The organism is Rhizobium ecuadorense, from assembly GCF_001187535.1.
GTDB lineage: Bacteria > Pseudomonadota > Alphaproteobacteria > Rhizobiales > Rhizobiaceae > Rhizobium > Rhizobium ecuadorense.
In genome coordinates, this window is record NZ_LFIO01001304.1 from 44,246 (window position 1) to 68,397 (window position 24,152).

Annotated in this window: 22 protein-coding genes; 12 read left to right on the top strand and 10 right to left on the bottom strand. The window is 62.7% G+C overall.

Going from position 1 to position 24,152, the window contains the following annotated elements; genetic code table 11:
• The first annotated feature begins 196 nt into the window (after positions 1-196).
• The 4 genes from AF337_RS27550 to AF337_RS27565 all read left to right on the top strand — a co-directional run bounded on the left by AF337_RS27550 (position 197) and on the right by AF337_RS27565 (position 5,747).
• A complete protein-coding gene (locus tag AF337_RS27550) occupies positions 197-2,071 on the top strand; it encodes a potassium/proton antiporter (protein WP_049734633.1) in 1,875 nt (624 codons plus the stop codon).
• Between the two features lie 69 nt (positions 2,072-2,140).
• A complete protein-coding gene (locus AF337_RS27555; RefSeq protein ID WP_049734634.1) occupies positions 2,141-3,343 on the top strand; it encodes a phosphoglycerate kinase in 1,203 nt (400 codons plus the stop codon).
• Positions 3,344-3,653: 310 nt separating this feature from the next.
• The gene (locus tag AF337_RS27560) at positions 3,654-4,679 is read left to right on the top strand and encodes a class I fructose-bisphosphate aldolase (RefSeq protein WP_049734635.1); all 1,026 of its coding nucleotides are present in this window, start codon (positions 3,654-3,656) and stop codon (positions 4,677-4,679) included.
• 144 nt (positions 4,680-4,823) lie between these two features.
• A complete protein-coding gene (locus tag AF337_RS27565) occupies positions 4,824-5,747 on the top strand; it encodes a PhzF family phenazine biosynthesis protein (protein ID WP_049734636.1) in 924 nt (307 codons plus the stop codon).
• A 22-nt stretch (positions 5,748-5,769) separates the two neighbouring features.
• On the opposite strand, the gene AF337_RS43800 is transcribed toward AF337_RS27565, so the two are convergent.
• Positions 5,770-5,934 (bottom strand): hypothetical protein, encoded by a 165-nt coding sequence (locus AF337_RS43800; RefSeq protein WP_012558870.1) that lies wholly within the window; start codon positions 5,932-5,934, stop codon positions 5,770-5,772.
• A gap of 172 nt (positions 5,935-6,106) precedes the next feature.
• Here AF337_RS43800 and AF337_RS27570 point away from each other — a divergent pair, with 172 nt between their 5' ends.
• The 3 genes from AF337_RS27570 (at position 6,107) to rcdA (ending at position 8,698) form a co-directional block, all read left to right on the top strand.
• Positions 6,107-7,423: an MFS transporter gene (locus AF337_RS27570; protein WP_049734637.1), complete on the top strand. Its 1,317-nt coding sequence runs from the start codon at positions 6,107-6,109 to the stop codon at positions 7,421-7,423.
• A 177-nt stretch (positions 7,424-7,600) separates the two neighbouring features.
• On the top strand, positions 7,601-7,792 hold the full coding sequence (locus AF337_RS27575; RefSeq protein WP_049734638.1) for a DUF1192 domain-containing protein: 192 nt from the start codon (positions 7,601-7,603) through the stop codon (positions 7,790-7,792).
• A gap of 390 nt (positions 7,793-8,182) precedes the next feature.
• Positions 8,183-8,698 (top strand): protease adaptor protein RcdA, encoded by a 516-nt coding sequence (rcdA, locus tag AF337_RS27580; RefSeq protein ID WP_003542804.1) that lies wholly within the window; start codon positions 8,183-8,185, stop codon positions 8,696-8,698.
• A 138-nt stretch (positions 8,699-8,836) separates the two neighbouring features.
• Here the strand turns inward: rcdA and rpmE are convergent, their stop codons facing one another.
• Positions 8,837-9,058 (bottom strand): 50S ribosomal protein L31, encoded by a 222-nt coding sequence (gene rpmE, locus AF337_RS27585; protein WP_008533100.1) that lies wholly within the window; start codon positions 9,056-9,058, stop codon positions 8,837-8,839.
• A gap of 193 nt (positions 9,059-9,251) precedes the next feature.
• On the opposite strand from rpmE, the gene AF337_RS27590 reads away from it, so the two are divergent.
• The 5 genes from AF337_RS27590 (at position 9,252) to AF337_RS27610 (ending at position 14,405) form a co-directional block, all read left to right on the top strand.
• The gene (locus AF337_RS27590) at positions 9,252-11,054 is read left to right on the top strand and encodes an ABC transporter transmembrane domain-containing protein (RefSeq protein ID WP_049734639.1); all 1,803 of its coding nucleotides are present in this window, start codon (positions 9,252-9,254) and stop codon (positions 11,052-11,054) included.
• A gap of 143 nt (positions 11,055-11,197) precedes the next feature.
• Positions 11,198-12,190: a Bug family tripartite tricarboxylate transporter substrate binding protein gene (locus tag AF337_RS27595; protein WP_049734640.1), complete on the top strand. Its 993-nt coding sequence runs from the start codon at positions 11,198-11,200 to the stop codon at positions 12,188-12,190.
• Positions 12,191-12,346: 156 nt separating this feature from the next.
• Positions 12,347-12,535 carry a YegP family protein gene (locus tag AF337_RS27600; protein ID WP_012558873.1) on the top strand — a complete coding sequence of 63 codons (189 nt, stop codon included), beginning with the start codon at positions 12,347-12,349 and terminating at the stop codon, positions 12,533-12,535.
• A 273-nt stretch (positions 12,536-12,808) separates the two neighbouring features.
• Positions 12,809-13,147, top strand: a complete 339-nt coding sequence (locus AF337_RS27605) for a YciI family protein (RefSeq protein ID WP_049734641.1) — start codon at positions 12,809-12,811, stop codon at positions 13,145-13,147.
• 7 nt (positions 13,148-13,154) lie between these two features.
• Positions 13,155-14,405 (top strand): RNA polymerase sigma factor, encoded by a 1,251-nt coding sequence (locus AF337_RS27610; RefSeq protein WP_049734642.1) that lies wholly within the window; start codon positions 13,155-13,157, stop codon positions 14,403-14,405.
• Here AF337_RS27610 and AF337_RS27615 read toward each other — a convergent pair whose 3' ends face one another.
• The 8 genes from AF337_RS27615 to AF337_RS27650 all read right to left on the bottom strand — a co-directional run bounded on the left by AF337_RS27615 (position 14,406) and on the right by AF337_RS27650 (position 24,068).
• Positions 14,406-15,437 carry a peptidoglycan -binding protein gene (locus tag AF337_RS27615; protein WP_049734643.1) on the bottom strand — a complete coding sequence of 344 codons (1,032 nt, stop codon included), beginning with the start codon at positions 15,435-15,437 and terminating at the stop codon, positions 14,406-14,408.
• Positions 15,438-15,440: 3 nt separating this feature from the next.
• Entirely contained in the window at positions 15,441-16,544 is a 1,104-nt protein-coding gene (locus AF337_RS27620; RefSeq protein ID WP_049734644.1) for a MotA/TolQ/ExbB proton channel family protein, read from the bottom strand.
• 112 nt (positions 16,545-16,656) lie between these two features.
• Entirely contained in the window at positions 16,657-17,457 is an 801-nt protein-coding gene (locus tag AF337_RS27625) for an inositol monophosphatase family protein (RefSeq protein ID WP_049734645.1), read from the bottom strand.
• 197 nt (positions 17,458-17,654) lie between these two features.
• A complete protein-coding gene (locus AF337_RS27630) occupies positions 17,655-18,752 on the bottom strand; it encodes a protein-glutamate methylesterase/protein-glutamine glutaminase (RefSeq protein WP_049734646.1) in 1,098 nt (365 codons plus the stop codon).
• 7 nt (positions 18,753-18,759) lie between these two features.
• Positions 18,760-19,617: a CheR family methyltransferase gene (locus AF337_RS27635; RefSeq protein WP_049734647.1), complete on the bottom strand. Its 858-nt coding sequence runs from the start codon at positions 19,615-19,617 to the stop codon at positions 18,760-18,762.
• 29 nt (positions 19,618-19,646) lie between these two features.
• Positions 19,647-20,129 carry a chemotaxis protein CheW gene (locus AF337_RS27640; protein WP_172599224.1) on the bottom strand — a complete coding sequence of 161 codons (483 nt, stop codon included), beginning with the start codon at positions 20,127-20,129 and terminating at the stop codon, positions 19,647-19,649.
• A complete protein-coding gene (locus AF337_RS27645) occupies positions 20,126-21,934 on the bottom strand; it encodes a methyl-accepting chemotaxis protein (RefSeq protein ID WP_049734648.1) in 1,809 nt (602 codons plus the stop codon). The genes AF337_RS27640 and AF337_RS27645 overlap by 4 nt, the downstream gene beginning before the upstream one ends.
• Positions 21,935-22,145: 211 nt before the next feature.
• On the bottom strand, positions 22,146-24,068 hold the full coding sequence (locus tag AF337_RS27650; protein WP_049734649.1) for a HAMP domain-containing methyl-accepting chemotaxis protein: 1,923 nt from the start codon (positions 24,066-24,068) through the stop codon (positions 22,146-22,148).
• Positions 24,069-24,152 lie beyond the last annotated feature (84 nt).

A 24,152-nucleotide genomic window follows, 5' to 3' on the forward strand; every position in this document is an offset into this window, starting at 1 on the left:
TTCCGTGTCGGTTGGCCGTCCGGCAGCCGTTCAGCAGCATGATGCAGCATCGCGACGAGGTTAAGCCCGCAAGGCCTACCCTTCTCTGACGTTTTGCCGTTTACTGATGGGCCGCCACGCGTGAGGAGGGGTTGGATTACGACGAGTCGGCCTGACGTGGCTATCCTCGTCAAGCAGTCGATGGAAAGGGGTGGGCATGGAAGCGTTCTATATCGTGGTGCTGGTGTCGACGGCGCTCGTGCTTCTTGCCGCTTTTTCAAGCCTGCTCGCCTTCCGGTTCGGCGCCCCGCTACTGCTGCTTTTCCTGATGATCGGCCTTGCCGCCGGCGTCGACGGCCTCGGCATCGAGTTCAGTAATAATTACCTCGCCTATATTCTCGGCTCCATCGCGCTGGCCGTCATCCTGTTTGATTCCGGCTTCGGCACGCCGATGCACGCCTTCCGGCTGGCGGCCGTGCCCTCTCTGGCACTCGCCTCGGTCGGCGTGCTGATTACCGCCTCGCTCTTTGCCTTCGCCGCCATGTGGCTCTTGAACTTCACCTGGCTGGAAGGCCTGCTGCTCGGCTCGATCGTCGCCTCGACGGATGCCGCCGCCGTCTTCTTCCTGCTGCGCATCGGCGGCATCAATATCCGCGACAAGGTGCGCTCGACGCTGGAGGTCGAATCCGGCACCAACGACCCGATGGCGATCTTCCTGACCATCGCTCTCGTCGAGGTGCTGGCGAGCGGCGAACGTTACGCCGGCATCAATATCGGCATGCTCGCCATGTTCGTGCAGCAGATGGGCCTCGGCGTCATTCTCGGCCTGCTCGGCGGCATGATGATCGTGCTGATCGTCAGCAAGCTCGACACCGACCGCGGCTTGACGCCGATCTTCGTGCTGGCGCTCGCCCTGCTCGTCTTCTCCTTCACCGGCGCGGTCGGCGGCAGCGGCTTCCTCGCCGTCTATGTCGCCGGCATCTACGCCGGAAACCGCAAGATGCAGGCGATCGGCACCATCAAACGCTTCCAGGACGGCATGACCTGGCTGGCGCAGATCATCATGTTCCTGGTGCTCGGCCTGCTCGCCACGCCGTCGCAATTCCCGGTGATCATCGTGCCGGCCATTCTGCTTGCCCTCTTCCTGATCTTCATCGCCCGACCCTTAGCGATCTGGCTGTCGCTGCTCCCCTTCGATTACACGCAGCAGGAGATCGGCTTCGTCGCCTGGGTCGGCCTGCGCGGCGCCGTCTCCATTCTGCTCGCCATCATGCCGATCCTCGGCGGCCTGGAAAACGGCCAGATCTATTTCAACACGGCCTTCATCATCGTGCTGGTCTCGCTGCTCGTCCAGGGTTGGACGATCAAACCCGTCGCCAAGAAGCTCGGCCTGATTATTCCGCCGCGCATCGGCGCGGTCGACAAGGTCGAGGTCGATCTGCCGGGTGCCGCCAATCACGAGCTGCTTTCCTACCGCGTCATCAAGGATAGCCCGGTGCTGCGCGGCGAGCGCATTCCGCGCTGGGCAACCCCTTCGCTCGTCATCCGCGACGGCAAGTCGATGCGCTATCAATATGCCGGACGGCTGCGCGAAAACGATCTCGTCTATCTCTTCATCGTGCCGAGCTATTCCCGCCTGCTCGACCGGCTTTTCGCCAGCCGTGCGCCGGTGGATGAGGACGATGCCGAATTCTTCGGCGCCTTCGCGCTTTCCCCTGCCCGCCCCGCAGCCGACCTCGACGCCGCCTATGGCCCCGGCCTGCTCAACGAATCCGAAAAGGGCCTGACCATCGCCGAACTGATGCGGCAGCGCCTCGGCGGCAAGGCCGATTATGCCGACCGCGTCCGTCTCGGTTCGATCATCCTGATCGTCCGCGATCTCGATGAGCACGACCACGTCACCTCCGTCGGCATGTCGCTCGAAGCCGTCGAACCGGCGATCACCCTGCCGATCTTTATCAATCTCAAAGACATTATCGCGCGGATCCGCGACCGGCTGAAGGGGCGCCGGAAGCGAGAAGCCGCAGCCTCCGAAGCCGCTCCGAAAGCAGCGGCCGGACGCGACGAAGGCACACACGAAAACGGTCGCTGAACGCCTTGCGTCTCGAATGATCCTTGCTATGGTCGGCGCAATTTCCGCCAACCAAGACTGGATCTCCCCATGCCTTCCTTCAAGACTCTCGACGATCTCACTGACATCCGCGGCAAGCGCGTTCTCGTCCGCGTCGATCTCAACGTCCCGGTCAAGGACGGCAAGGTCACCGATACGACGCGTATCGAGCGTGTGGCGCCGACGATCCTCGAACTGTCCGAGAAGGGCGCCAAGGTGATCCTGCTGGCTCATTTCGGCCGGCCGAAGGACGGCCCTTCGCCGGATCTGTCGCTGTCGCTGATCGCCCCTTCGGTCGAGGAAGTGCTCGATCATGCCGTGTCGACCGCCTCCGACTGCATCGGCGAGGCTGCCGCCTCCGCCGTCGCCGCGATGAATGACGGCGATATCCTGCTGCTGGAAAACACCCGCTTCCACAAGGGCGAGGAAAAGAACGATCCCGACTTCACCAAGGCGCTCGCCGCCAACGGCGACATCTATGTCAACGACGCCTTCTCCGCCGCCCACCGCGCCCATGCCTCGACCGAAGGCCTCGCCCACCACCTGCCGGCCCATGCCGGCCGCACCATGCAGGCCGAGTTGGAGGCGCTGGAAAAGGGCCTCGGTGATCCCGCCCGCCCGGTCGTCGCAATCGTCGGCGGCGCCAAGGTCTCGACCAAGATTGACCTCCTGATGAACCTCGTGAAAAAGGTCGATGCACTGGTCATCGGCGGCGGCATGGCCAATACCTTCATCGCCGCCCGCGGCACCAATGTCGGCAAGTCGCTCTGCGAGCATGACCTTGCCGAAACCGCCAAGCAGATCATGATCGAGGCCGCGACATCAGGCTGCGCCATCATTCTGCCGGAAGACGGCGTGATTGCCCGCGAGTTCAAGGCGGGTGCCGCCAACGAGACGGTCGATATCGAGGCCATTCCGGCCGATGCCATGGTGCTCGACGTCGGCCCGAAATCCGTCCAGGCCATCAACGCCTGGATCGAGCGCGCTTCCACTCTCGTCTGGAACGGCCCACTTGGCGCCTTCGAGATCGAGCCCTTCGATGCCGCGACCGTCGCTGCCGCGAAATACGCCGCTGGCCGCACCGCCGCCGGCAAACTCACCTCGGTTGCCGGCGGCGGCGACACCGTCTCGGCGCTGAACCATGCCGGCGTTGCCGACGATTTCACCTATGTCTCCACAGCCGGCGGCGCTTTCCTGGAATGGATGGAAGGCAAGGAGCTTCCCGGCGTCGCCGTCCTGAACGCCGGCCGGTAACTGCCTGCGCATCGGCCCGATATTTGGGCCGATGCCTCTGTTCGAAATGCTGTCGCGTCCTTTGCGCGCCGAACAGGGCGCGCAACGCCCTCAGCCTGATTTGACAGGTTTTACATGTGGATAGACCGCTGCGGCGAAGGGCCTTCCGCGGTCTTTTGCTCACGGGCTGAAAGAAATCCCACTTTTTCAAACGATTGAATTGATTTCAATCGTTTCAGTGACTTAGGCTTCCATTTTCCTCTCTATAAACTTCTGTTATCGCCGTCCTATATTCTTAAACCGCCGATGTTTAACGCTGTGGAGAGATCGAATGAGCGAACGACTGGAAGACATTGCAGTGCAGATGGTTGCGGGCGGCCGGGGACTGCTTGCTGCCGATGAATCGACCTCCACCATCAAGAAGCGTTTCGACACGATCAATCTCGAATCGACCGAAACGAGCCGCCGCGATTACCGCGAGATGCTCTTCCGCTCCGACGAGGCGATGAAGAAATATATCTCCGGCGTCATCCTGTTCGAAGAGACGCTCTACCAGAAGGCCGCAGACGGCACACCTTTCGTCGACATCATCCGCGCTGCCGGTTCCATTCCCGGCATCAAGGTCGACACCGGCGCCAAGCCGATGGCCAAATTTCCTGGCGAAACCATCACCGAAGGCCTCGACGGTCTCGGCGAACGGCTTGCCCGCTATTATGAAGCCGGCGCCCGTTTCGCCAAGTGGCGCGGCGTCATCGCCATCTCCTCGTCGCTGCCGACCCGCGGCTCGGTCCGCGCCAACGCTCAGGCGCTCGCCCGTTATGCCGCCCTCTGCCAGGAGGCCAAGATCGTGCCGATCGTCGAACCGGAATGCCTGATGGACGGCAAGCCGGGCGACCACAACATCGACCGCTGCGCCGAAGTCACCGAAGCCACGCTGCGCATCGTGTTTGAAGAACTGGCCGATGCCCGCGTCAGCCTCGAAGGCATGATCCTGAAGCCGAACATGGTCATCGACGGCAAGAACGCCCGCAAGGCCTCGGTCGCCGAAGTCGCCGAGCGCACGGTCAAGGTGCTGAAGGCGACTGTTCCGTCAGCCGTTCCCGGCATCGCCTTCCTCTCCGGCGGCCAGACCACGGAAGAAGCAACCGCGCACCTGTCCGCCATCAATTCCAGCGCCGACCTACCCTGGCTCGTCACCTTCTCCTACGGCCGCGCCCTGCAGGACAGCGCGCTCAAGGCCTGGAACGGCAAGCCTGAGAACGTCGCCGCCGGCCAGCGCGAATTCACCCACCGCGCCGAGATGAACAGCCTCGCCGCCAAGGGCAGCTGGAAGAAGGACCTGGAAAAGGCGGCCTGATTTTTCAGCAGCCTTAACTCGGATGAAAAAGGGGCGGCAACACATCGTTGCCGCCCCTTCTTGCATTGTCACGGCGACAAGAAACCGGCTCGCCTCGCCGGAAAATCGTGCTTATCCATAGCCTCAGCCGCAACAGGAGCCGCCATGGACACCCTCTCCTACGTCACCGTCGATGTCTTCACCTCCACCCGTTTTGAGGGCAATCCGCTTGCCGTCATCTCCGATGCGCGGGGCCTGAGCGATGCGGCGATGCAGAAGATCGCCACCGAGTTCAACTATTCCGAAGTCACCTTCGTCCTTCCGCCGGAAAATCCGGAAAATTCCGCCCGCGTGCGCATCTTCACCCCGACGATGGAAATTCCCTTCGCCGGCCATCCGAATGTCGGCACCGCCTTTGTGCTCGGCCAGCAGGCGGAGATCTTCGGCAAGCCGCTCGGCGAAAAATTGCGCTTCGAGGAAAAGGCCGGCATCGTCGAAGTCGACCTGAAACGCAGCGGCGGAAGGGTCGCGGCCACCGCCATCCGCGCACCGCAGCCGCTGGCGATCGGCGATGTCATTGCCGAAGGAACCATCGCCCGCTGCGTCTCGCTCGAGCCCGGCGCCATCGTCAAAACCACCCACGCGCCGGTCTTTGCCTCAGTCGGCCTGAATTTCGCCGTGGCCGAAGTGAGCGGGCTTGAAGCGCTGGCCGCCGCTCGCCCCAACCTTGCCGGTTTCCAGGCGGCTGCCGGCCGCCAGACGACGAGCGGCCATGATTTCTCCCTCTTCGTCTATGCCAGAACATCTGAAAACCCCTGGCATATTCGCGCCCGCATGTTCGCACCGCTCGACAACGTGCCCGAGGACCCGGCAACCGGCAGCGCCTCAGCCGCCCTCGGCGCCTATCTTGTCTCGCTTACGCCTGATGCGTATATGAACGTCCGCATCACCGTTGAACAGGGCGTCGAAATGGGTCGGCGCAGTATCATCGCCCTCGATGTCACGAAGTCCAATGGCATCGTTACAGATGTCGTCATCTCGGGTGGCTGCGTTTCCGTCATGCGCGGGGAAATCATCCTGCAGGACTGACGATCGCAGGCCGACGACAGGCCTACATCAGGAAATCGCGCAAGAGCAGGTCCAGTGCCCAGATCCCGAAAGCGATCAGCGCGATCTTCCAGAAATCCGTCCGCCGCCTAAGGCCGGGGAGCCCGAGCGGCTTGATCAGTTGTATCGCCATGGCAAGGATGAGCAGCAAGGCTATCAGCTTTGTCATGCTTTATTTTTTCCATTTTTCGGAATGTCACAGGACGGACATTTTTCCGCGCCAACACAGGTGCTTCGCACGCCGTAAAGACATTCCGGGGCACAATCAATCATCTTGAGGCTGGGCTGACGCAGGTCATGCCTTATGTCATTCCAAAATCACTGAGACCGAGTCTGGGGAAATGAAGAGAAACCTTCTGTCCGTCGCCGCGCTGCTTTTTGGCACGCTCTTCCTATTCATGGGCAACGGCCTGCAGGGCATCCTGCTTCCCGTGCGCGGCAATCTCGAAGGTTACGCCACCACGACGCTCGGCCTGCTCGGCACCTCATGGGCCGGGGGCTTCGTCATCGGCTGCCTGGTGGCGCCGAAACTGGTGCGCCGCGTCGGCCATGTCAGAGCCTTCTCGGGCTTCATCTCGATCATCGCCATCATCGCCCTGGTCAGCGGAATCATCATCGATCCGATCTGGTGGGTGGTCCTGCGCGCCGTCACCGGCTTCTCCACCGCCGGCACCTCGATGATCATCGAAAGCTGGCTGAACGAGCGGGCCAGCAACGAGAGCCGCGGCGCGATCTTCTCGCTCTATATCGGCATCACGCTGCTCGGCGTCGTCGGCGGCCAGATGATGATCCCGCTCGAGGATGTGCGCACACCGGTACTGTTCATGATTTGCGGCATTTTCTATTGCATCGCCATGCTGCCGACGACGCTTTCCACCGCCGCTTCGCCGCAGCCGCTGAAGGCGGTCCGCCTCGACTTGCCGGCGCTCTATCGCAATTCGCCGGTCTCCTGCCTCGGCATCCTGCTCGTCGGCATCGCCAACGGCGCCTATGGCACGCTCGGCGCCGTCTTCGGCGCCGGCGCCGGCCTCTCCGATACCAGCATCGCCGTCATGATGAGCGCCACCATCTTCGCCGGCGCCGTGATGCAACTGCCGGCCGGCCGGCTTTCCGATCGCATCGACCGCCGTTATGTGCTCGCCGCCATGTCCGGGATCGCCGCCCTTGCCGGCTTGCTGATCTTCTTGATCCACCCGACGTCGCCCGCCCTGCTGATCGGGCTCGTCGTCCTCTACGGCGCGGTGGCCAACACGCTCTATCCGATCGCCGTCGCCCACGCGAACGACTTCGCTGCATCGGAGGATTTCGTCAAGGTCTCCGGCGGCCTGTTGCTGCTTTACGGCATCGGCACGGTGATCGGCCCGACCATCGGCGGCCCCGTCATGTCGATGATTACCCCGCATGCACTTTTCCTGGTCACCGCCATCGCCCACGTGCTCATCACCGTTTACGCCATCATCCGGAGCCGCATCCGCGCCGCCGTCCCGGCCAGCGATCGCGACGCCTATACGACGATCCCGACCGGCACCTCGCCGATGCTGACACCGCAAAGCATGTCGCTCGCCGATCGCGGCAGCAGCAAAGCGGCCGAAACCGGCAAACCTTCTGAAACGGGGAAGTCTCCCGAAAGCAGCGATCCTGCTGTAAAGTTCGGCTAAGCAATTCCAGGAAAAGTGCGAAGCGGTTTTCCGTCCGGAATTGCGATAAAGCAAAAAGCTAGAGCGGTTCTGCGCTTCTATGAAAAGCTGAATCGCTCTAAAGCGCGTCGCGATCTTTCAGCTTCGCTCCTCGCGCTTTGGGTCTTTATTTTCGAGGCAGCAACGGAGGAGGAACCCATGAGCTTCATCGATGACGACCGGCCGCAGAAGAAGACCGCCCACGAGATCGGCGCCGATCTCTCCATGCTTTCGGTCGACGAACTGAAGGCGCGGGTGGATTTGCTGAAGGCGGAGATCGCCCGCCTCGAAGCCGAGGCCGCCCGCAAGGCCTCCGGGCGGCAGGCCGCGGAAGGCTTCTTCCGCTCGTGATCCGATAAACCCCCGAAAAACAAGGCTATAGGCGGATAAATGAGCCCGCCTCAAGTCTTGCTTCGGCACAATGTTAATAAAATATTAAGCTTTATAAGGTATTACTGTACTCATCCAGATTTTCTCTGGATTTCAGACAGTTTTCCAAGCGGTGAATTGGTCTGATTTTTCTCCCTGTTTTACCTTGAGAGCCGCGTTTGCGGCTCTTCTTTTTCCTTGTGCCCGGCGCTTCTCCACGAAACTGTGGAGATTAACCCTTTCTTAAGAAACGGCTTGCGCATTTGGGCTAATGATACCATCTTAAAGTCATAAAAACCGGGCTCGGAAACTTTTCTGTCGGCGCCCGCGTTACCTGAATATATGTAGCTGCGTGCAACAGGGACTATTGCGATGTCGGAAGTTGGATTGAACACGATCAGTTTTGCAGGTCGCGCCGCTGCATCCTCGCAGTTCAAGGCACTTTATGCGGAAGGCATGTCGCTGGTCGAAGAGACCGCCGCCTATCTCGACGGCCAGGGCCGCGCCGCTTCCAAGGTTCTGCCGCGGATGGCCTCGGTTCTCTACGCCGCGGAATCGATGCGTCTCACCACCCGTCTCATGCAGATGGCCTCCTGGCTGCTGCTGCAGCGCGCCGTCAACAACGGCGAAATGTCCCGTGACCAGGTGCTGGCCGAGAAGAACAAGGTTCGCCTCGACGGATTCAATGTCGATCGCGCCGCGCCGGGCTGGGGCGACCTGCCGGAATCCTTCCGCGACCTCGTCGAGCGCTCGCTGCGTCTGCAGAACCGCATTGCCTTGCTCGACCGCGAGATCTACCGCCCGTCCGAAGCCGTGATCGTTCACGATAATCAGAACAGCGTCCAGGCCCAGCTTTCCCTGCTGCAGACCGCCTTCGGCAACAACTGACCAGATCTGCGAGTATTCATTCAAACCGGCCGCGTCTGACGCGGCCGGTTTTTGTTTGCCTATGAACACCGGTTCCCGAGCCACACAAAAAAGCCCGGTAAAACCGGGCTCTTTTCGAATTCCGTCGAGCAGAAGCGATTAGAGGCCGAGGCCGCCGAAACGCTTGTTGAACTTGGAAACGCGGCCACCGCGGTCCATGAGCTGCTGGTTGCCGCCGGTCCAGGCCGGGTGCGACTTGGAATCGATTTCGAGGTTCATGACAGCGCCTTCCGAACCCCAGGTCGAGCGGGTTTCGTATTCGGTGCCATCGGTCATGACCACCTTGATCACGTGATAGTCGGGATGGATGCCTGCCTTCATAACAATCTTCCTGCGATACCGGAGTTCAATTTGCCGCATGCAGTTGCGGCCACCGAACCGATTGAATAAATGAAGCCGCAGTCGTGATGGCTACGGCTTCCCATTAGGATGGCGTGCCTATACATGAAGGGCGCTTAGATAACAAGAGCCAACAGGTCGCATTGCGCGGGTCCTGCGGGTGATCGGAGACGATTTGGCAGAGCAGGCACGGGCTGAGGAAAACAAAAGGCGGTCGCTACGGCCGCTCGGCAGGCTGACGCCCTACGTCATGCGTTATCGAGGCCTGGTGGCCGGTGCGCTGACGTCGCTGGCGCTGGCGGCTATCACCTCGCTGGCGCTGCCGCTCGCCGTGCGTCGCATGATCGATCACGGTTTCACCCAGTCCGACGGCCGCTTCATCAACAGCTACTTCGCCATGCTGATGATCATGGCCGTCGTGCTCGCGGTGGCGAGCGCGCTGCGCTATTATTTCGTCATCACCATCGGCGAGCGCATTGTCGCCGATCTTCGCCGCGACGTCTTTTCCCATGTGACGCGGCTGTCGCCTTCCTTCTTCGACGTCAACCAGTCCGGCGAGATCGTCTCGCGCCTGACCGCCGATACGACGCAGATCAAATCCGCGGTCGGCGCCACGGCCTCGGTGGCGCTCAGAAACCTCATCCTCTGCATCGGCGCCATGGGCATGATGATCGTCACCTCGCCGAAGCTTTCGAGCCTCGTCATCGGGGCGATCCCGCTGATCGTCTTTCCGCTCGTGGCTTTCGGCCGCTCGGTGCGCAAACGCTCCCGCGCCGCCCAGGATACGCTCGCCGATGCCTCCGCCTTCGCCAACGAGACGATCGCCGCGACCCGCACCGTCCAGGCCTTCAACGGGGAGGATACCGCAGCGACGCGCTACGGCACCGCCGTCGAATCCGCCTATGAGGCGGCCCGCGCCGCTATCCGCTCGCGCGCGCTGCTGACCGGGATCGCCATCACGCTGATCTTCGGCAGCGTCGTCGCCGTGCTCTGGGTCGGCGCCCACAGCGTGCTTGCCGGCACGCTTTCGGCAGGCACGCTCGGCCAGTTCCTGCTCTATGCCGTCATCTCCGCCGGTTCGCTGGGCGCGCTGTCGGAGGTCTGGGGCGAGCTCTCGCAGGCAGCCGGCGCCGCCGACCGGCTGACCGAGCTTCTCGACGAAGTTTCGCCGATCGCCGCCCCCGCCAGTCCGCAGGCTCTGCCTTCGCCCAGCCTTGGCCGCGTCGAATTTGCCGATGTGCACTTTGCCTATCCCTCGCGCCCCGGCAAATCGGCGCTGCATGGGTTGAGCTTCGCCATCACGCCAGGCGAGACCGTCGCCATCGTCGGCCCTTCCGGCGCCGGCAAGAGCACCGTCTTCTCGCTGCTGTTACGCTTCTACGATCCGCAGCAGGGCAGCGTGAAGATCGATGGTGTCGACGCGCAGCTGACGACCCCTGACGAATTGCGCCAGCGCATTGCCATCGTGCCGCAGGATGTCACCATCTTTGCCGCCTCGATCCATGACAACATCGCTTTCGGCCGTCCCGGAGCCTCGCGTGACGAAATCCGCGCCGCAGCCCTCGCCGCCCAGGCCGATGAATTCATCACCCGGCTGGATCAGGGTTATGAGACCGAGGTTGGCGAACGCGGCATTACCCTCTCCGGCGGCCAGCGCCAGCGCATCGCCATCGCGCGTGCCATCCTGAAGAATGCACCCGTGCTGCTGCTCGACGAGGCAACCTCCGCGCTCGACGCCGAAAGCGAGACGCTGGTGCAAAAGGCGCTCGACGGCCTTGTCGACGGCCGCACGACGCTCGTCATCGCCCATCGCCTGGCAACCGTGTTGAAGGCCGACCGCATCCTTGTCATGGATCAGGGTCGCGTCGTCGAGGAGGGTACGCATCAGAGCCTGATCCGCCACGGCGGCATCTATGCGCGGCTGGCGCGGCTGCAATTCGACGCCGCCAACGAAGATGTGCTCGCTGGCGCGAAATAAGCGGTCGTCGCTACTGCGCCGATAGCGACTAAAGTCTCACCCGTCACGCGCCTCCCCGCGGTTGTCATTCGCGTCTCCTGCCCTACCCTCTTCCTGCCCCGGGGTGGGGAAATTACAGTTGAGATTCTTGGGAGGAGATAGGAATGGCGCCTTTCGATATGACGCGACGTGCGGGCCTTGCGCTCGGTTTCGGTGTGCTTGCGGCCTTTGCAACAGGCGCGTCTGCCGCTGCTGCGGATTTTCCCGATCATGCAATCACCATGGTCGTGCCCTTCGCGGCCGGCGGCTCGACCGATGTCGTCGCCCGCATCGTCGCCCAGAAGATGTCGGAGGATCTCGGCCAGCAGGTGATCGTCCAGAACGTCGCCGGCGCCGGCGGCAATCTTGGCGCCGGTAACGTCGCCCGCGCCGAACCTGACGGCTACACCATTCTGATGGGCACCGTCGCGACCCATGCGCTCAATCCGCTGATCCTCAAATCGACCCCCTATGATCCCGAGAAGGACTTCGCGCCGGTCTCCCTGCTCGTCGTCGTGCCGAACGTGCTGGTCGTCAATCCGGAATTGCCGGCAAAGACCGTGCAGGAGCTGATCGCGCTGCTGAAGGCCGAGCCCGACAAATACAGCTATGCCTCGTCGGGCAACGGCACGCCGCTGCACCTGTCCGGCGAACTGTTCAAGTCCATGGCCGGTGTCAGCATGCAGCATATTCCCTATAAGGGCGCCGGCCCGGCCTTGAACGACGTCATCGGCAATCAGGTGCCGATCATGTTCGATAACCTGCCCTCGTCATCGAGCCACATCAAGGCCGGCACTTTGCGGGCGTTGGCGGTGACCGCGGCCGCGCGCGCGCCCTCCTTCCCCGACGTGCCGACGGTCGCCGAGTCAGGCATACCGGGCTACGAGACCTATACTTGGAATGCGCTTTTCGCCCCGGCCAAGACGCCGAACGAGGTCGTCATGCGTCTCAACGCCTCGGCCAACAAGGCGCTTAAAGACCCCGCCGTTGCCGAACGGATGAAGGAATTCAGCGCCACCATTGTCGGCTCGACGCCGGATGAACTCACCGCCCATGTGAAGGCCGAGCTCGCCAAATGGGGACCGGTGGTCAAGGGCGCGAACATCCAGATGGAGTAATGCCGGTGGCGCAGGCGCCTTCGCTTGCCTTCCGATGGAAACAGTGACAATTGGACGCCGATCAGCCAATTCTAATTAAGGTAGTGGAAAAGCTCGCCATTTTGATCTAGCCTCCCTGATGCTGATGGTTGCAATTCAGCGTTTCGGGAGACATCCATGTATAAATTCGAAGTTTATAAGGATAAATCAGGCGAGTTCCGCTTCCGCTTCAAGGCATCGAACGGGGAAGCCATGTTCTCGTCCGAGGGCTACAAGGCGAAGGCGTCCGCCATGAGTGCCATCGAATCCATCAAGAAGAACACGCCCGGTGCCGACGTCGTCGATCAGACGAAGGCCGAATCCTGATCAGATAGGCAGCGGCGGCTTGAATGCCGCCCCTGCCCTTCCGTGCGCCCTGGCAGCGCCGCTACCCTTGAGCCCACCCGGCCTGGTTGCTTGTCATTTTCGGCGACATTTTCTTTCTCGCATATTTTTTGAAAGCCATGTCGAAACGACCCGTTGCCGCGCCTCATTGTATCGGAACGGCGGAGCCGTTCTGCCGGGCCTCACAGCTTTCGGGATATCCGCCCCCGAAATCGGATGCCCGGATCAACGCCACAACGAGATCAGGAGTTTTCCATGCAATATGCTCTTATCATTCGTGAAGCCGCCGAGGATTTCGCCAACCGCAGCGATCCCGCTTATCGCGACGGCTGGGTCGCCTACAGCAAGGCACTTGCCCAGGCTGGGATCATGACCGGCGGCGCCGGGCTGACGGCGCCCGAGACCGGCACGGTCGTGCGCCGCAAAGGCGAGGAGCACGACGTTCAGGACGGCCCCTATCCGGAAGGCAAGGAACAACTCGGCGGCTTCTATCTGATCGACGTTCCCGACATCGACACCGCGCTGGAATGGGCGACCCGCGTGCCGATCTCCGACAGGGGCTCGGTCGAGGTGCGCCCGCGCCTGCAGATGTGAGGCGGCAATGCCGCCCGACGCCGGACGCGCCGCCGAGAAGGTGGCGCGTCAGTCCTACGGCAAGCTGATCGCCTTCCTCGCCGCCCGCTCGCGCGACGTGCCGGCGGCAGAAGACGCATTGTCGGAAGCGCTGGCTTCGGCCCTTCGCGTCTGGCCGGAGCGCGGCGTTCCCGGCAATCCGGAAGCCTGGCTGCTGGTGGCCGCACGCCGCAACCTCATGCAGGCTGCCCGCCGCCGCACCGTCGAGACTCATGCGCAGACGACGATAACGGTGGCCTTCGAGGAAGCGGAGGAACGCATGAACGCGGCCGGCAACGCCGTCTTTCCCGATGAGCGGCTGAAGCTGCTGTTTGCCTGCACCCATCCCGCCATCGACAGCTCCGTGCATACGCCGCTGATGCTGCAGACCGTTCTCGGCATCGAGGCGAGAACCATTGCACGGGCCTTCGTCGTTTCGCCTGAAGCGATGAGCCAGCGGCTGGTGCGGGCCAAGGTGAAGATCCGCGATGCCGGCATTCCCTTCGCTGTTCCGCCTCGCCCCGCTCTGTCAGGGCGGCTCGCCGCCGTGCTTTCGGCGATCTACGCCGCCTATGGCCTCGGATGGGACGGTCTCGACGGCGAGGAAGAACGCCATTCGCTTGCAGGTGAAGCGATCTGGCTCGGCCGCGCGCTGCTGGCCGTGCTGCCGGACGAACCGGAAGCGATCGGCCTGCTGTCGCTGATGCTTCACTGCGAGGCCCGCCGCAACGCCCGGCGCGATCGCAATGGCCGCTATATGCCGCTGGACGAACAGGATATGGCGGCCTGGAACGCGATGATGATCGCCGAGGCGGATGCGCTGTTGCGCAAGGCCGGAGGCTTCGATCGCTTCGGCCCCTTTCAATGCCAGGCGGCGATCCAGTCCGTGCATGCGGCGCGCCGGCCGTCTGGAGCCACCGACTGGCAGGCACTGACGACACTCTACGCGGCGCTGGTGACGATGAAACCCACGCTCGGCGCACACGTCGCCCAGGCTGCGGTTATCGGCAGGGCCTTGAGCGCCGCCGCCGGCCTGGAGCGGCTCGACAGGCTCGATCCGCGCGAGGTTGCGGCCTATCAGCCCTATTGGGCCGTGCGCGCCTTTCTTCTGGCACGAGCCGGCGACGATGCCGCCGCAGTCGACGCCTACATCACGGCGATCGGCCTCAGCGACAGCCCTGCCGTGCGCGATTTTCTCGCCGACCGGCTGAAAGAGGCGCGACAGCCCCCGCCAGGCTGATTATTTCTCGGTCAGCTTCAGCTCGATGCGGCGGTTGGTGGCGCGCGCATCCGGCGTTTCGCCGGGCGCGATCGGCTGGAACTCGCCGAAGCCGGCGGCAACCAGCCGGTCGGCCGGCACGCCCTGGGCGATCAGGAACTTGACGACCGAAATCGCGCGCGCCGAGGAGAGCTCCCAATTGTCGCGATAGCGGCCGGTCCCGGCAAGCGGCACATTGTCGGTATGGCCGTCGACACGCAGCACCCAGTTGATCTCCGGCGGGATTTCCTTGGCGAGATCGAGAAGGGCGGTAGCGAGCTTGCCCATCTCGGTCTGTCCCTCCGGGTTGAGATCGGCGCCGCCCGAGGGAAACAGCACTTCCGATTGGAAGACGAAGCGGTCGCCAACGATGCGGATATTCTCGCGGTCCGAAAGGATTTCGCGCAAGCGGCCGAAGAAGTCGGAACGATAGCGGTTCAGCTCCTGCACGCGCGCGGCGAGCGCAACGTTGAGGCGGCTCCCGAGATCTGCGATCTTGGTCTGCGAGACCCGGTCTTTCTCCTCCGAAGCCTGAAGAGCTGCTTCGACGGCGGCGATCTGGCTGCGAAGCGCTGCGATCTGCTGGTTCAGCAGCTCGACCTGGCTCAGCGCCCGCTCGCTGACCTGTTTCTGCTCGTCAAGCTCCTGCGTCATCGCGCCGATCCGCTTCTGCGCCGCGTCCTGGCCGCCCGATCCCGCATTCAGCAGCGCCTGCAGCCGCGACCGATCGCCCTCGGCGCTGGCAAGCGAGGCCTGCAGATTGGCGACCGAATCCTGGAGATCCTGATTGCTGCCCTTTTCGAGGGCAAGAAGCTGCGTCAACTCGTTGATCTGGCTGTTGAGGCGACTGAGCACCTCGTCGCGTCCGGTGATCTCGCGGCTGAGGATGAATTGCCCGACGACGAACACCGTCAGCACGAACATGATCGAGATGAGCAGCGTCGACAGCGCATCGACGAAGCCCGGCCAATAATCCACGCTGCGTTCGCGGCGCCGGTTGCGGGCAAGAGCCATGGCTTACTTGCCCTCGCTCTTTTCGGTCTGGCTGGCGCGGTCGCGCACGCGCTCGCTCCGGTCGCTGCCACGCTCCTGTGAGCCGATGCGTTCGGCCAGCCGGTCGAGCGTGCGGCGCATCGCCTTGGCCTCGTCCTGCTGCGCCTCGATCCAGTCGCGCAGCATCTGCTGCTCGTTACGCATGTTCTTGACCAGGCCTTGAATGCCTTCGGCAAGGCTCGCCATGGCGGCGACGGAGCGCTGGCTGCCGGCGCCTCCCTCCTCGGAGACCTTGCGCAGATAATCGGAGAGCGCGCGCATATCGTCCGAGGAAGCGCCTGAAACAGCGTCGAGGGCCGGCGCCAGGTCGGAACCGACATCGGTGACCGAAGACAGCCAGTTTTCCAGCTCCATGTAAAAACGGTTCTGCGCGCGGCCCGCCTGAAGGTCGAGGAAGCCGAGAATGAGCGAACCGGAAAGGCCGAGCAGCGAGGAGGAGAAGGCCTGGCCCATGCCCGAAAGCGGCGTCGAAAGCCCTTCCTTCAGCGCCGAGAGCACGTCCCCCGTGCCGTTCGAGCCGGCATCGAGCGACTGGATGACGAGGCTGATCGAACCGATCGTGCCGATCAGACCCCAGAAGGTCCCGAGCAGGCCGAGGAAAACCAGGAGGCCGATCAGGTAGCGCGAGACATCCCGCGATTCGTCGAGACGGGTGGCGATCGAATCGAGAATCGAGCGCAGCGCCGTCGTCGACAGCGCCACCGAGGACTTGCGGCTGCCGATGAGCGCCCGCATCGGCGCGAGCAGCCGCGGATTGCGGTTGACCTTGTCGGCGCTGCCGGCGGCGCGGAACGAGTTGAACCAGCGCACTTCGGGGCGAAGCGCCAGCACATGGTTGAAAACAAGAATGATTCCGACTGCGAGAACGCCGACGATCAGGCCGTTGAGGCCCGGATTGTGCATGAAGGCGGTCTGCGTCTGCCGGAAGAGGATGGCGGCGATAAAACCGACGATGACGAGGAAAAGCAGCATCGTCCAGAGGAAGGGCATGGGGCTCGAAAGCCTGTAGGCATAACCGCCGGCCGTCTTTTCGGTGGAGCCGATCTCCGCCACATTCACATTTTCCATAGGGTCCGCTGCCTCCGGAGTCATTGCTGGCGGAGACTAGAGCAACATTGTGCCGAATTGAAGTATGCCGAGGCGAAAACCGTGACTTTACAACAGCCGGTTTTTCCTTCGCTTACTTGGCAGGGATCGGCCGCTTGACGACTTCGATCAGCGCCTTGTGGATGGCTTCGTTGCCGGCGACGATCGCGCCGCTCTCCAGAATCGCCGTCCCGCCGTCCCAATCGGTGGCGAACCCGCCGGCTTCGCGGATGAGCAGGATGCCGGCTGCCATGTCCCACGGCGCAAGCTCGGCTTCCCAGAAACCATCGAAACGCCCGGCGGCGACATAGGCGAGATCGAGCGTCGGCGACCCCAGACGGCGGATGCCCGCCACTTCGCCCATCACGTGGCGAAGCTCGACCAGAAACTTGCCGTGATTGCGCTTGCCGAGCGCCGGTACACCGCAGCCGATGACGCAATCCGATAGCGCACGGCGCGCGGCGACGCGCAGGCGCCGGTCGTTGAGGAAGGCGCCGCCGCCACGCTCGGCGGTATAGAGTTCGTCGGTTGCCGGATTGAAGACGACCGCGGCAACGATCTCGCCGTTACGCTCGAGCGCGATCGAGACGGCGAAGGCCGGGATGCCGTGCAGGAAATTCGTCGTGCCGTCGAGCGGGTCGACGATCCAGCGATGCGCGCCGTCCGTGCCTTTGATCTCCTCGCTTTCCTCGTCGAGGAAGCCATAGGTCGGGCGCGCCTTGAGAAGCTCTTCCCTGACGATCTTTTCGGCCTTGCGGTCGGCGGTGGAAACGAAGTCGCCCGGTCCCTTGACAGAAACCTGCAGGTTCTGCACTTCGCCGAAATCACGTCCCAGCGATTTTCCTGCCTTGAGGGCAGCCTGAACCATGACATTGAGAAGAGCTGAACGGGCCATCGGCGCATTTCCTTGGGACTGACACGGGGTGCGCGCTGCCAGGGGCGGGAAGTGTCCCTGAACTTGCATGACAGGCAGCGCTGCAAAGATTGGCGGCCTCAAGACCACAAAATCAGGGAAATTTCAAGGGCCGGCGCGCATGGCTGCCATCCTCTGCCGGAAACCGGTACTAATACCGGACCGTCACTCAAACAGTCTCAGAACTTCTGCTGGGTCATCAGCACTTCGCGGGCGATCTGATCGAGCGGCAGGATACGGTCGACGCCGCCCTTGGCGATCGCCTCCTTCGGCATGCCGAAAACGACGGAACTCGCCTCGTCCTGCGCCACCGTGTAGGCACCGGCCTGATGCATTTCCAGCATGCCGCGGGCACCATCGTCGCCCATGCCGGTCATGATGATCCCCATGGCGTTCGAGCCGGCCGAGCGCGCCGCCGAGCGAAAGAGCACATCGACGGAAGGCCGGTGTCGCGACACCAGCGGCCCGGTCTTGACGCTCACATGATAACGCGCACCCTGGCGTTCGAGCAGCATGTGCTTGTCGCCTGGCGCGATCAGCACATGGCCGCGCAGCACGGGGTCGCCGTCGACCGCCTCCTTGACCTCGACCTCGCAGAGACCGTTCAGCCGCTTGGCGAAGGCGGCGGTGAATTTCTCCGGCATATGCTGGACGATCACCATGCCGGGCGCATTGGCTGGCAATTCCTCAAGGAACTCGCGCAACGCTTCGGTGCCGCCGGTAGAGGCGCCGACGCAGACGACCATTTCCGTCGTCTTCGCCATGGCCTGCCCGGTCGGCGGCGGCAGCATGACATCCGCCGTCAGCTTCTTGGCCGGCCCCTCTGCCGAAGCCGAGCGGACGGTGCCGGCGGCGCGACGCACGTTGGAAAGCCGCGCATGCGAGGCGCTCTTGACGACTTCGCGAATACGCATGGCATCTTCGGCGAGGCCGTCGGCGGCCCCGATCTTCGATTTCAGAATGACGTCAACGGCACCGGCCTCCAGCGCTTGGAGCAGTGTTTCCGAGCCCGCTTCCGTCAGCGACGAGCACATCACGACGGGGATCGGCCGCTGCGCCATCAGCTTGCGCAGGAACGTGATGCCGTCCATGCGCGGCATCTCGACGTCGAGCGTGATGACGTCGGGGATTTCCTCCAGCAGCTTGCGCGCCGCCACGAAGGGGTCGGATGCCACCGCCATGATCTCGATATCGGGATCCTGCTCCAGCACATGCGTCAGCGTCTGACGGATGCTGGCGGAATCGTCGATGATGAGAACGCGTATTTTCTTAGCCATGAAGCCTCTAAATGCGCTGAAACACCGTGTTCGAGACCTGCTTCAAAGGCAGATCGAAGCCGGAGATCGATTCGGAATGGCCGATGAACATGTAGCCGCCCTTCGCCAGGCAGCCGCAGAGACGGTTGAGCACGCCGGCCTGAGTCTGCTTGTCGAAGTAGATCAGCACATTGCGGCAGAAGATGACATGCATCGGCTCGCCGATCGGGTATTTCTCGTCCATCAGGTTCATACGGGCAAAGCCGATCCTGCTGCGCAGTTTCGGCGTAATGCGCACCTCCCGCCGATCCGGCTGCTTGGCCGTCAGCACATATTTTCGCTGCAGGTCGCGCGGCACCGGTGCGATGAGATCTTCCGGATAGATGCCCCGCCGCGCCGTCTGGAGCACGTCGGTGGAAAGATCGGTCGCCAGCACGCTGTAGGAAACGTCGTTGCGGGCTTCGGTGAATTCCGCCAGCACCATTGCCATCGTATAGGGTTCGGCTCCGGTGGAGCAGGCCGAACTCCATGTACGAATGGTGCGAACGCCGCTGCCGGCGATCGCCGGCAATGCCACGCTCTGCATATAGTCGAAATGCTTGGCTTCGCGGAAGAAGTCGGTCTTGTTCGTCGTCACCACGTCGATCAGGTAGATAGTTTCCTGGGCAAGACCGTCTTGATTGAACAGGAAGTCGCAATAATCGTCGAAGGTCGCATGATTGGTTGCCCGAAGGCGGCGCCTCAGCCGCCCCTCGAGCATCGTCAGCTTGGTCGGCGGCATCTTGATGCCGCTATAGTCGTAGATGAACCGGGCAAGCCGCTCGAAATTGCGCTTGCTGATCCGGTCGCCCGGCAATTGGGTTTCCACCGCTGCTGCCATACTCATGAGACGCAGTACTCCGGGTTGACGCGCGGTCAGGCCGCCGATTGCAATGCAGAGGCGTCCTCGCGCGACAGCAGCCGCGCGAGATCGATGATGACGACGAAGCCGTTTTCACGGCGAACGACGCCGGCGATATAGTCCGAGCGCCAGCGCACGCCGATGTCGGGCGCCGCCTCGATCTGGTCACGCCGGAAGGGCGTGACCTCGAAGACGCGGTCGGCGACGAGGCCAAGGGTCAGGAGCCGGCTTTCCATCGGCACGTCGAGGACGAGCACCCGGGTATGCGGCGTCGGCTCGGTCTTCGTCATGCCGAGCTTCAATCGAAGATCGATCGTCGGCACGCCCTGCCCGCGCACATCGCGCAGGCCGAGCAGATAGTCGGGACCATTCGGAATCTTGAAAGCTTCGGCATAGTCGAGGATTTCCCGTACCACCTCGACCGGCACGGCGAAAATCTCCTCGCCGAGGCTGAAGGTCACGAATTGCGCTTCCAGAGATGTCGTGGCCATGATCATGCGCTTTCCTTGAATTCGGCGTCGCCATCATCGGGACCGCCCATGGAGAGATCGAGTGCGAAACCCTTTGCCCGCGCCTGCTGACCAGCGACACTGTTGGCGGCGAGCTTCCTGCCGCCGGGGCTACGGCCGGCGACGGGCGTCTGATTGCGGACAGTCATCCTGGCGGCCGGCATGCGGGATTGGCGATCGCCCGCCGTATCGACTTTGAAGAAGGCGATCGACGTTTGCAGCTCTTCCGCCTGGCTCGCGAGCTCTTCCGAGGTCGCAGACATCTGCTCGGAGGCGCCGGCATTCTGCTGCGTCACCCGATCGAGCTGCTGGATCGCTTCGTTGATCTGGCCGGCACCGATATCCTGTTCGCGGCAGGCGGCGCTGATCTCCGAAACCAGCTCGGCCGTCTTACGGATATCAGGCACCAGGCGGCCGAGCATCTCGCCGGCGTCCTGGGCGGCCTTGACCGTATCGCCCGACATCGAGCTGATTTCCGAGGCGGCCGACTGGCTGCGTTCGGCAAGCTTGCGCACTTCCGAAGCGACGACCGCAAACCCCTTGCCATGCTCGCCGGCGCGCGCGGCTTCGACGGCGGCGTTGAGCGCCAGCAGGTCGGTCTGGCGGGCGATTTCCTGGACGATGCTGATCTTCTCGGCGATGGTCCGCATCGCCTGTACGGCACGCGAGACTGCTTCGCCGCTCATCTCGGCATCCTTGGCCGACTGGCGGGCGATCTTTTCCGTCTGGGCGGCATTGTCGGCATTCTGCTTGATGTTGGCGGCCATCTGCTCCATCGAGGCGGAAGCCTCTTCGGCCGAAGCCGCCTGTTCGCTGGCGCCCTGCGATACCTGCTCGGAGCTCGAAGACAGTTCCTGGCTGCCGGCTGAAACATTTTCCGCGGCCACGATCGCATCGGCAACAACGCCGCGCAACCGTTCGACCATCTGCTCGAGCGCAATGCCGAGCGTATCCTTCTCGGAAAGCGGCTTCGGGGACACCGTCAGGTCGCCGTCGGCGATCCGGGCGGCGATGTCGGCGGTGACGCGAAGGTTATCCGTCATGGTGTTGATCATGTTGACCAGGTCCTTGATCTCGTCGTTGGTCCTGATCTCAACCTTCTGGTTCAGGTCGCCGATCGCGACAGCGCTGGCGACATTCATGATCTTGCGCAGGCCGTTGTTGACGCCGAGTGCGATCCACAGCGCAGCCGCAAAAGCAATGACGGAAGCCCCGATTGCGATGCCGATTAACATGTTCTTCGTCGAACTATAAAGAACATCGGTGTCGTTATCGGCTTGCGCCATCGACTTCTGCTGAAGCGCGACGAGTCTTCCAAAAACGTCCTCCATTTCCACGACGAGGGCGCGAACCTCCCCCGAGGAAAGCGCCACGGCACCTGCCCTGTCGCCGCTCGCCTGTGCGGAGGCGACTTTGCTGGAGCCTTCGTCGAAGCGTTTGGCAAGGTCGACCAGCCTGTCCCAATTGGGCCTGCCCTCGGCGGTTGCGAGCTGTAGACCGCTCGTTACGAGGGTAAGCATCTCATCCACGCTTTTCGCCGAGTTCTGATAGTCCTTCCTGGCGATTTCGGGATCCATTTCCAGAAGGGCGTTCTTCTGCCAGCGGACGGCGTCGAGCTCGGCAGTTTGCGCTTCCAGAGCCAGTTCCAGCCTCTTTGCAGGACCGGAGATAAGGTCACTGACAGCGTCGTTCAGCGAGCTGAGGCTGATGATCCCATAAACCGCGCTGCCCACCAGCAACAAAATAACAAAGCCGAATGCAGCCGCAAGTTTGAGTTTGATCGTAATACGCATCTCAATATTCCTCTCAGAGAGCGAAGCAATAAATATGGTCCAAGTGTCGCGGCATCATGCAGCAAATAAATTCCATCTGGCGAAAGCCGATGGCAGAAATGAATAGGCTTCGATATCGCTTCCCCAAGCGCCGAAAGCCTGCGTCGCGGGCCGTGCCAGCCGGCCCACAACAGTTGCGAAGGGGAACGCCTAAGCGTCCCCCAGGAAGCGCTCACGCGCTCTCCCGAAACTCGTCATCCACGGTGTCGGGACCGCCCATCGACATGTCGAGGGCAAACCCCTTCACGCGGGCCTGCTGGCCAGCAACCGTATTGGCCGGTGACTTGGTGGCCGGCTTGCGCGGCGCGGCCTGAGGCCGGCTGCGGGCGGTGGCTTTTGCCGCCGGCGGGCGCTCACGGCGTCCGCCCGCCATATCGACCTTGAAGAAGGCGATCGACGTCTGCAGTTCTTCGGCCTGCGCGGCGAGTTCTTCCGAAGTCGCAGACATCTGCTCGGAGGCGCCGGCATTCTGCTGCGTCACCTTGTCGAGCTGCTGGATCGCTTCATTGATCTGGGCAGCGCCGATATCCTGCTCGCGGCAGGCCGCGCTGATCTCGGAAACCAACTCGGCCGTCTTACGGATGTCGGGCACCAGTCGGCCGAGCATTTCGCCCGCTTCCTGGGCAGCCGTCACCGTATCACCCGACATGGCACTGATTTCGGCAGCAGCCGACTGGCTGCGTTCGGCCAGCTTGCGTACCTCGGAGGCGACGACTGCAAACCCTTTGCCGTGCTCGCCGGCACGGGCCGCTTCGACGGCGGCGTTCAGAGCCAGCAGATCGGTCTGACGCGCGATTTCCTGAACGATGCCGATTTTCTGGGCGATCGTCCGCATGGCGTCGACAGCACGGGTCACCGCATCGCCACTGGCTTCCGCATCCTTGGCCGACTGGCGAGCGATCTTTTCGGTCTGAGCGGCGTTGTCGGCGTTTTGCTTGATATTGGAGGCCATCTCTTCCATCGAAGCGGAGGCCTCTTCTGCCGAAGCCGCCTGTTCGGTGGCGCCCTGCGATACCTGCTCGGAGCTTGCCGACAGTTCCTGGCTACCGGCCGAAACATTTTCCGCAGCCGAGATCGCATCGGCGACGACGCCGCGCAGCCGCTCGACCATCTGCTCCAGGGCGATACCCAGCGCATCCTTGTCGGAAAGCGGCTTCGGAGACACCGTCAGGTCGCCGTTGGCGATCTGGTCGGCGACGCCGGCGGTGGTTCGGAGGTTGAAGATCATGCTCTGCATCGCGATGCCGAGCGTATCCTTGTCCGAGAGCGGCTTGGCATCGGTGCTGAGATCGCCCGTGGCGATCTGGTCGGCAAGGGCCGCCGTGGCGCGCAGATTGGCGGTCATGGTATTGACCGTATTGATCAAATCCTTGATCTCGTCATTGGTTCTGACATCGACCGTCTGGTTGAGATCGCCGAGTGCGACGGCGTTTGCGACGGTCGTGATCTTCCTGAGGCCGTTGTTGATTCCGAGCGTTATCCACAATGCGGCGCCGAGCGCGACGAGCACGGCGATGCCGGAAGCGATAGTGAGGATCAACTTGGTCGAGTTGTAAAGCTCGGTATTGGCGTGGTCGGTCGCCTGCATCCCCTTGCGCTGGATCTCGGTGAGGGCAGCGATAGCGCCCCCCATGTCGTCGGTCATCGTCCTGAGGTCGCCGAGTGAAAGCGCCAGCGCACCGGATTTGTCGCCTCTGGCATCGAGTTGCTGCAGCTCGGCGGATTTCTCACGGAATTTCCCGCCGATCGTCCGCAGCTTTTCCCAATGCGGCTTGCCTTCCGGCAAAGCGATCGCAAGACCGGCATCGACGGCATCGAACATCGCCTGCAATTTCTGGTCGGCCTCCTTGTAGAAGCCGGCGGCCGCCTCGGGATCCGTGGAAAGCAGCGCATTCTTCTGAGCGCGGATGGCGTCGACTTCGGCAATATTGGCGTTCAGCGCCAGTTCCAGGCGGCGTACGGAGCCATCGATCATGGCGCCGCTCGCCTCGTTCAAGGTGCCGAGACTGACGCTTCCATACGCCGCGATGCCGATCAGCAGCAGCGTCAAGATGCCGAAGGCAAGACCCAGTTTGAGTTTGATGGTGAAACGCATGCGATACCCCCGATTTGCGGTCAAAACGAATGGAGAGAGACATGTCCCCTTGGCGGGACGTCGAGCTTGGAAGGATGTGTCTGA

Excerpts from the sequence above, each read along its gene's own strand:
- rcdA (WP_003542804.1), top strand. The coding sequence starts at position 8,183 with ATGTCGGAAGTTGGATTGAACACGATCAGTTTTGCAGGTCGCGCCGCT.
- AF337_RS27550 (WP_049734633.1), top strand. The coding sequence starts at position 197 with ATGGAAGCGTTCTATATCGTGGTGCTGGTGTCGACGGCGCTCGTGCTT.
- AF337_RS27650 (WP_049734649.1), bottom strand. The coding sequence starts at position 24,068 with ATGCGTTTCACCATCAAACTCAAACTGGGTCTTGCCTTCGGCATCTTG.
- AF337_RS27575 (WP_049734638.1), top strand. The coding sequence starts at position 7,601 with ATGAGCTTCATCGATGACGACCGGCCGCAGAAGAAGACCGCCCACGAG.
- AF337_RS27615 (WP_049734643.1), bottom strand. The coding sequence starts at position 15,437 with ATGGCTCTTGCCCGCAACCGGCGCCGCGAACGCAGCGTGGATTATTGG.
- AF337_RS27630 (WP_049734646.1), bottom strand. The coding sequence starts at position 18,752 with ATGGCTAAGAAAATACGCGTTCTCATCATCGACGATTCCGCCAGCATC.
- AF337_RS43800 (WP_012558870.1), bottom strand. The coding sequence starts at position 5,934 with ATGACAAAGCTGATAGCCTTGCTGCTCATCCTTGCCATGGCGATACAA.
- AF337_RS27625 (WP_049734645.1), bottom strand. The coding sequence starts at position 17,457 with ATGGCCCGTTCAGCTCTTCTCAATGTCATGGTTCAGGCTGCCCTCAAG.
- AF337_RS27570 (WP_049734637.1), top strand. The coding sequence starts at position 6,107 with ATGAAGAGAAACCTTCTGTCCGTCGCCGCGCTGCTTTTTGGCACGCTC.
- AF337_RS27620 (WP_049734644.1), bottom strand. The coding sequence starts at position 16,544 with ATGGAAAATGTGAATGTGGCGGAGATCGGCTCCACCGAAAAGACGGCC.
- AF337_RS27560 (WP_049734635.1), top strand. The coding sequence starts at position 3,654 with ATGAGCGAACGACTGGAAGACATTGCAGTGCAGATGGTTGCGGGCGGC.
- AF337_RS27565 (WP_049734636.1), top strand. The coding sequence starts at position 4,824 with ATGGACACCCTCTCCTACGTCACCGTCGATGTCTTCACCTCCACCCGT.
- AF337_RS27555 (WP_049734634.1), top strand. The coding sequence starts at position 2,141 with ATGCCTTCCTTCAAGACTCTCGACGATCTCACTGACATCCGCGGCAAG.
- AF337_RS27610 (WP_049734642.1), top strand. The coding sequence starts at position 13,155 with ATGCCGCCCGACGCCGGACGCGCCGCCGAGAAGGTGGCGCGTCAGTCC.
- AF337_RS27605 (WP_049734641.1), top strand. The coding sequence starts at position 12,809 with ATGCAATATGCTCTTATCATTCGTGAAGCCGCCGAGGATTTCGCCAAC.
- AF337_RS27645 (WP_049734648.1), bottom strand. The coding sequence starts at position 21,934 with ATGCGTATTACGATCAAACTCAAACTTGCGGCTGCATTCGGCTTTGTT.
- AF337_RS27640 (WP_172599224.1), bottom strand. The coding sequence starts at position 20,129 with ATGATCATGGCCACGACATCTCTGGAAGCGCAATTCGTGACCTTCAGC.
- AF337_RS27595 (WP_049734640.1), top strand. The coding sequence starts at position 11,198 with ATGGCGCCTTTCGATATGACGCGACGTGCGGGCCTTGCGCTCGGTTTC.
- rpmE (WP_008533100.1), bottom strand. The coding sequence starts at position 9,058 with ATGAAGGCAGGCATCCATCCCGACTATCACGTGATCAAGGTGGTCATG.
- AF337_RS27635 (WP_049734647.1), bottom strand. The coding sequence starts at position 19,617 with ATGAGTATGGCAGCAGCGGTGGAAACCCAATTGCCGGGCGACCGGATC.
- AF337_RS27600 (WP_012558873.1), top strand. The coding sequence starts at position 12,347 with ATGTATAAATTCGAAGTTTATAAGGATAAATCAGGCGAGTTCCGCTTC.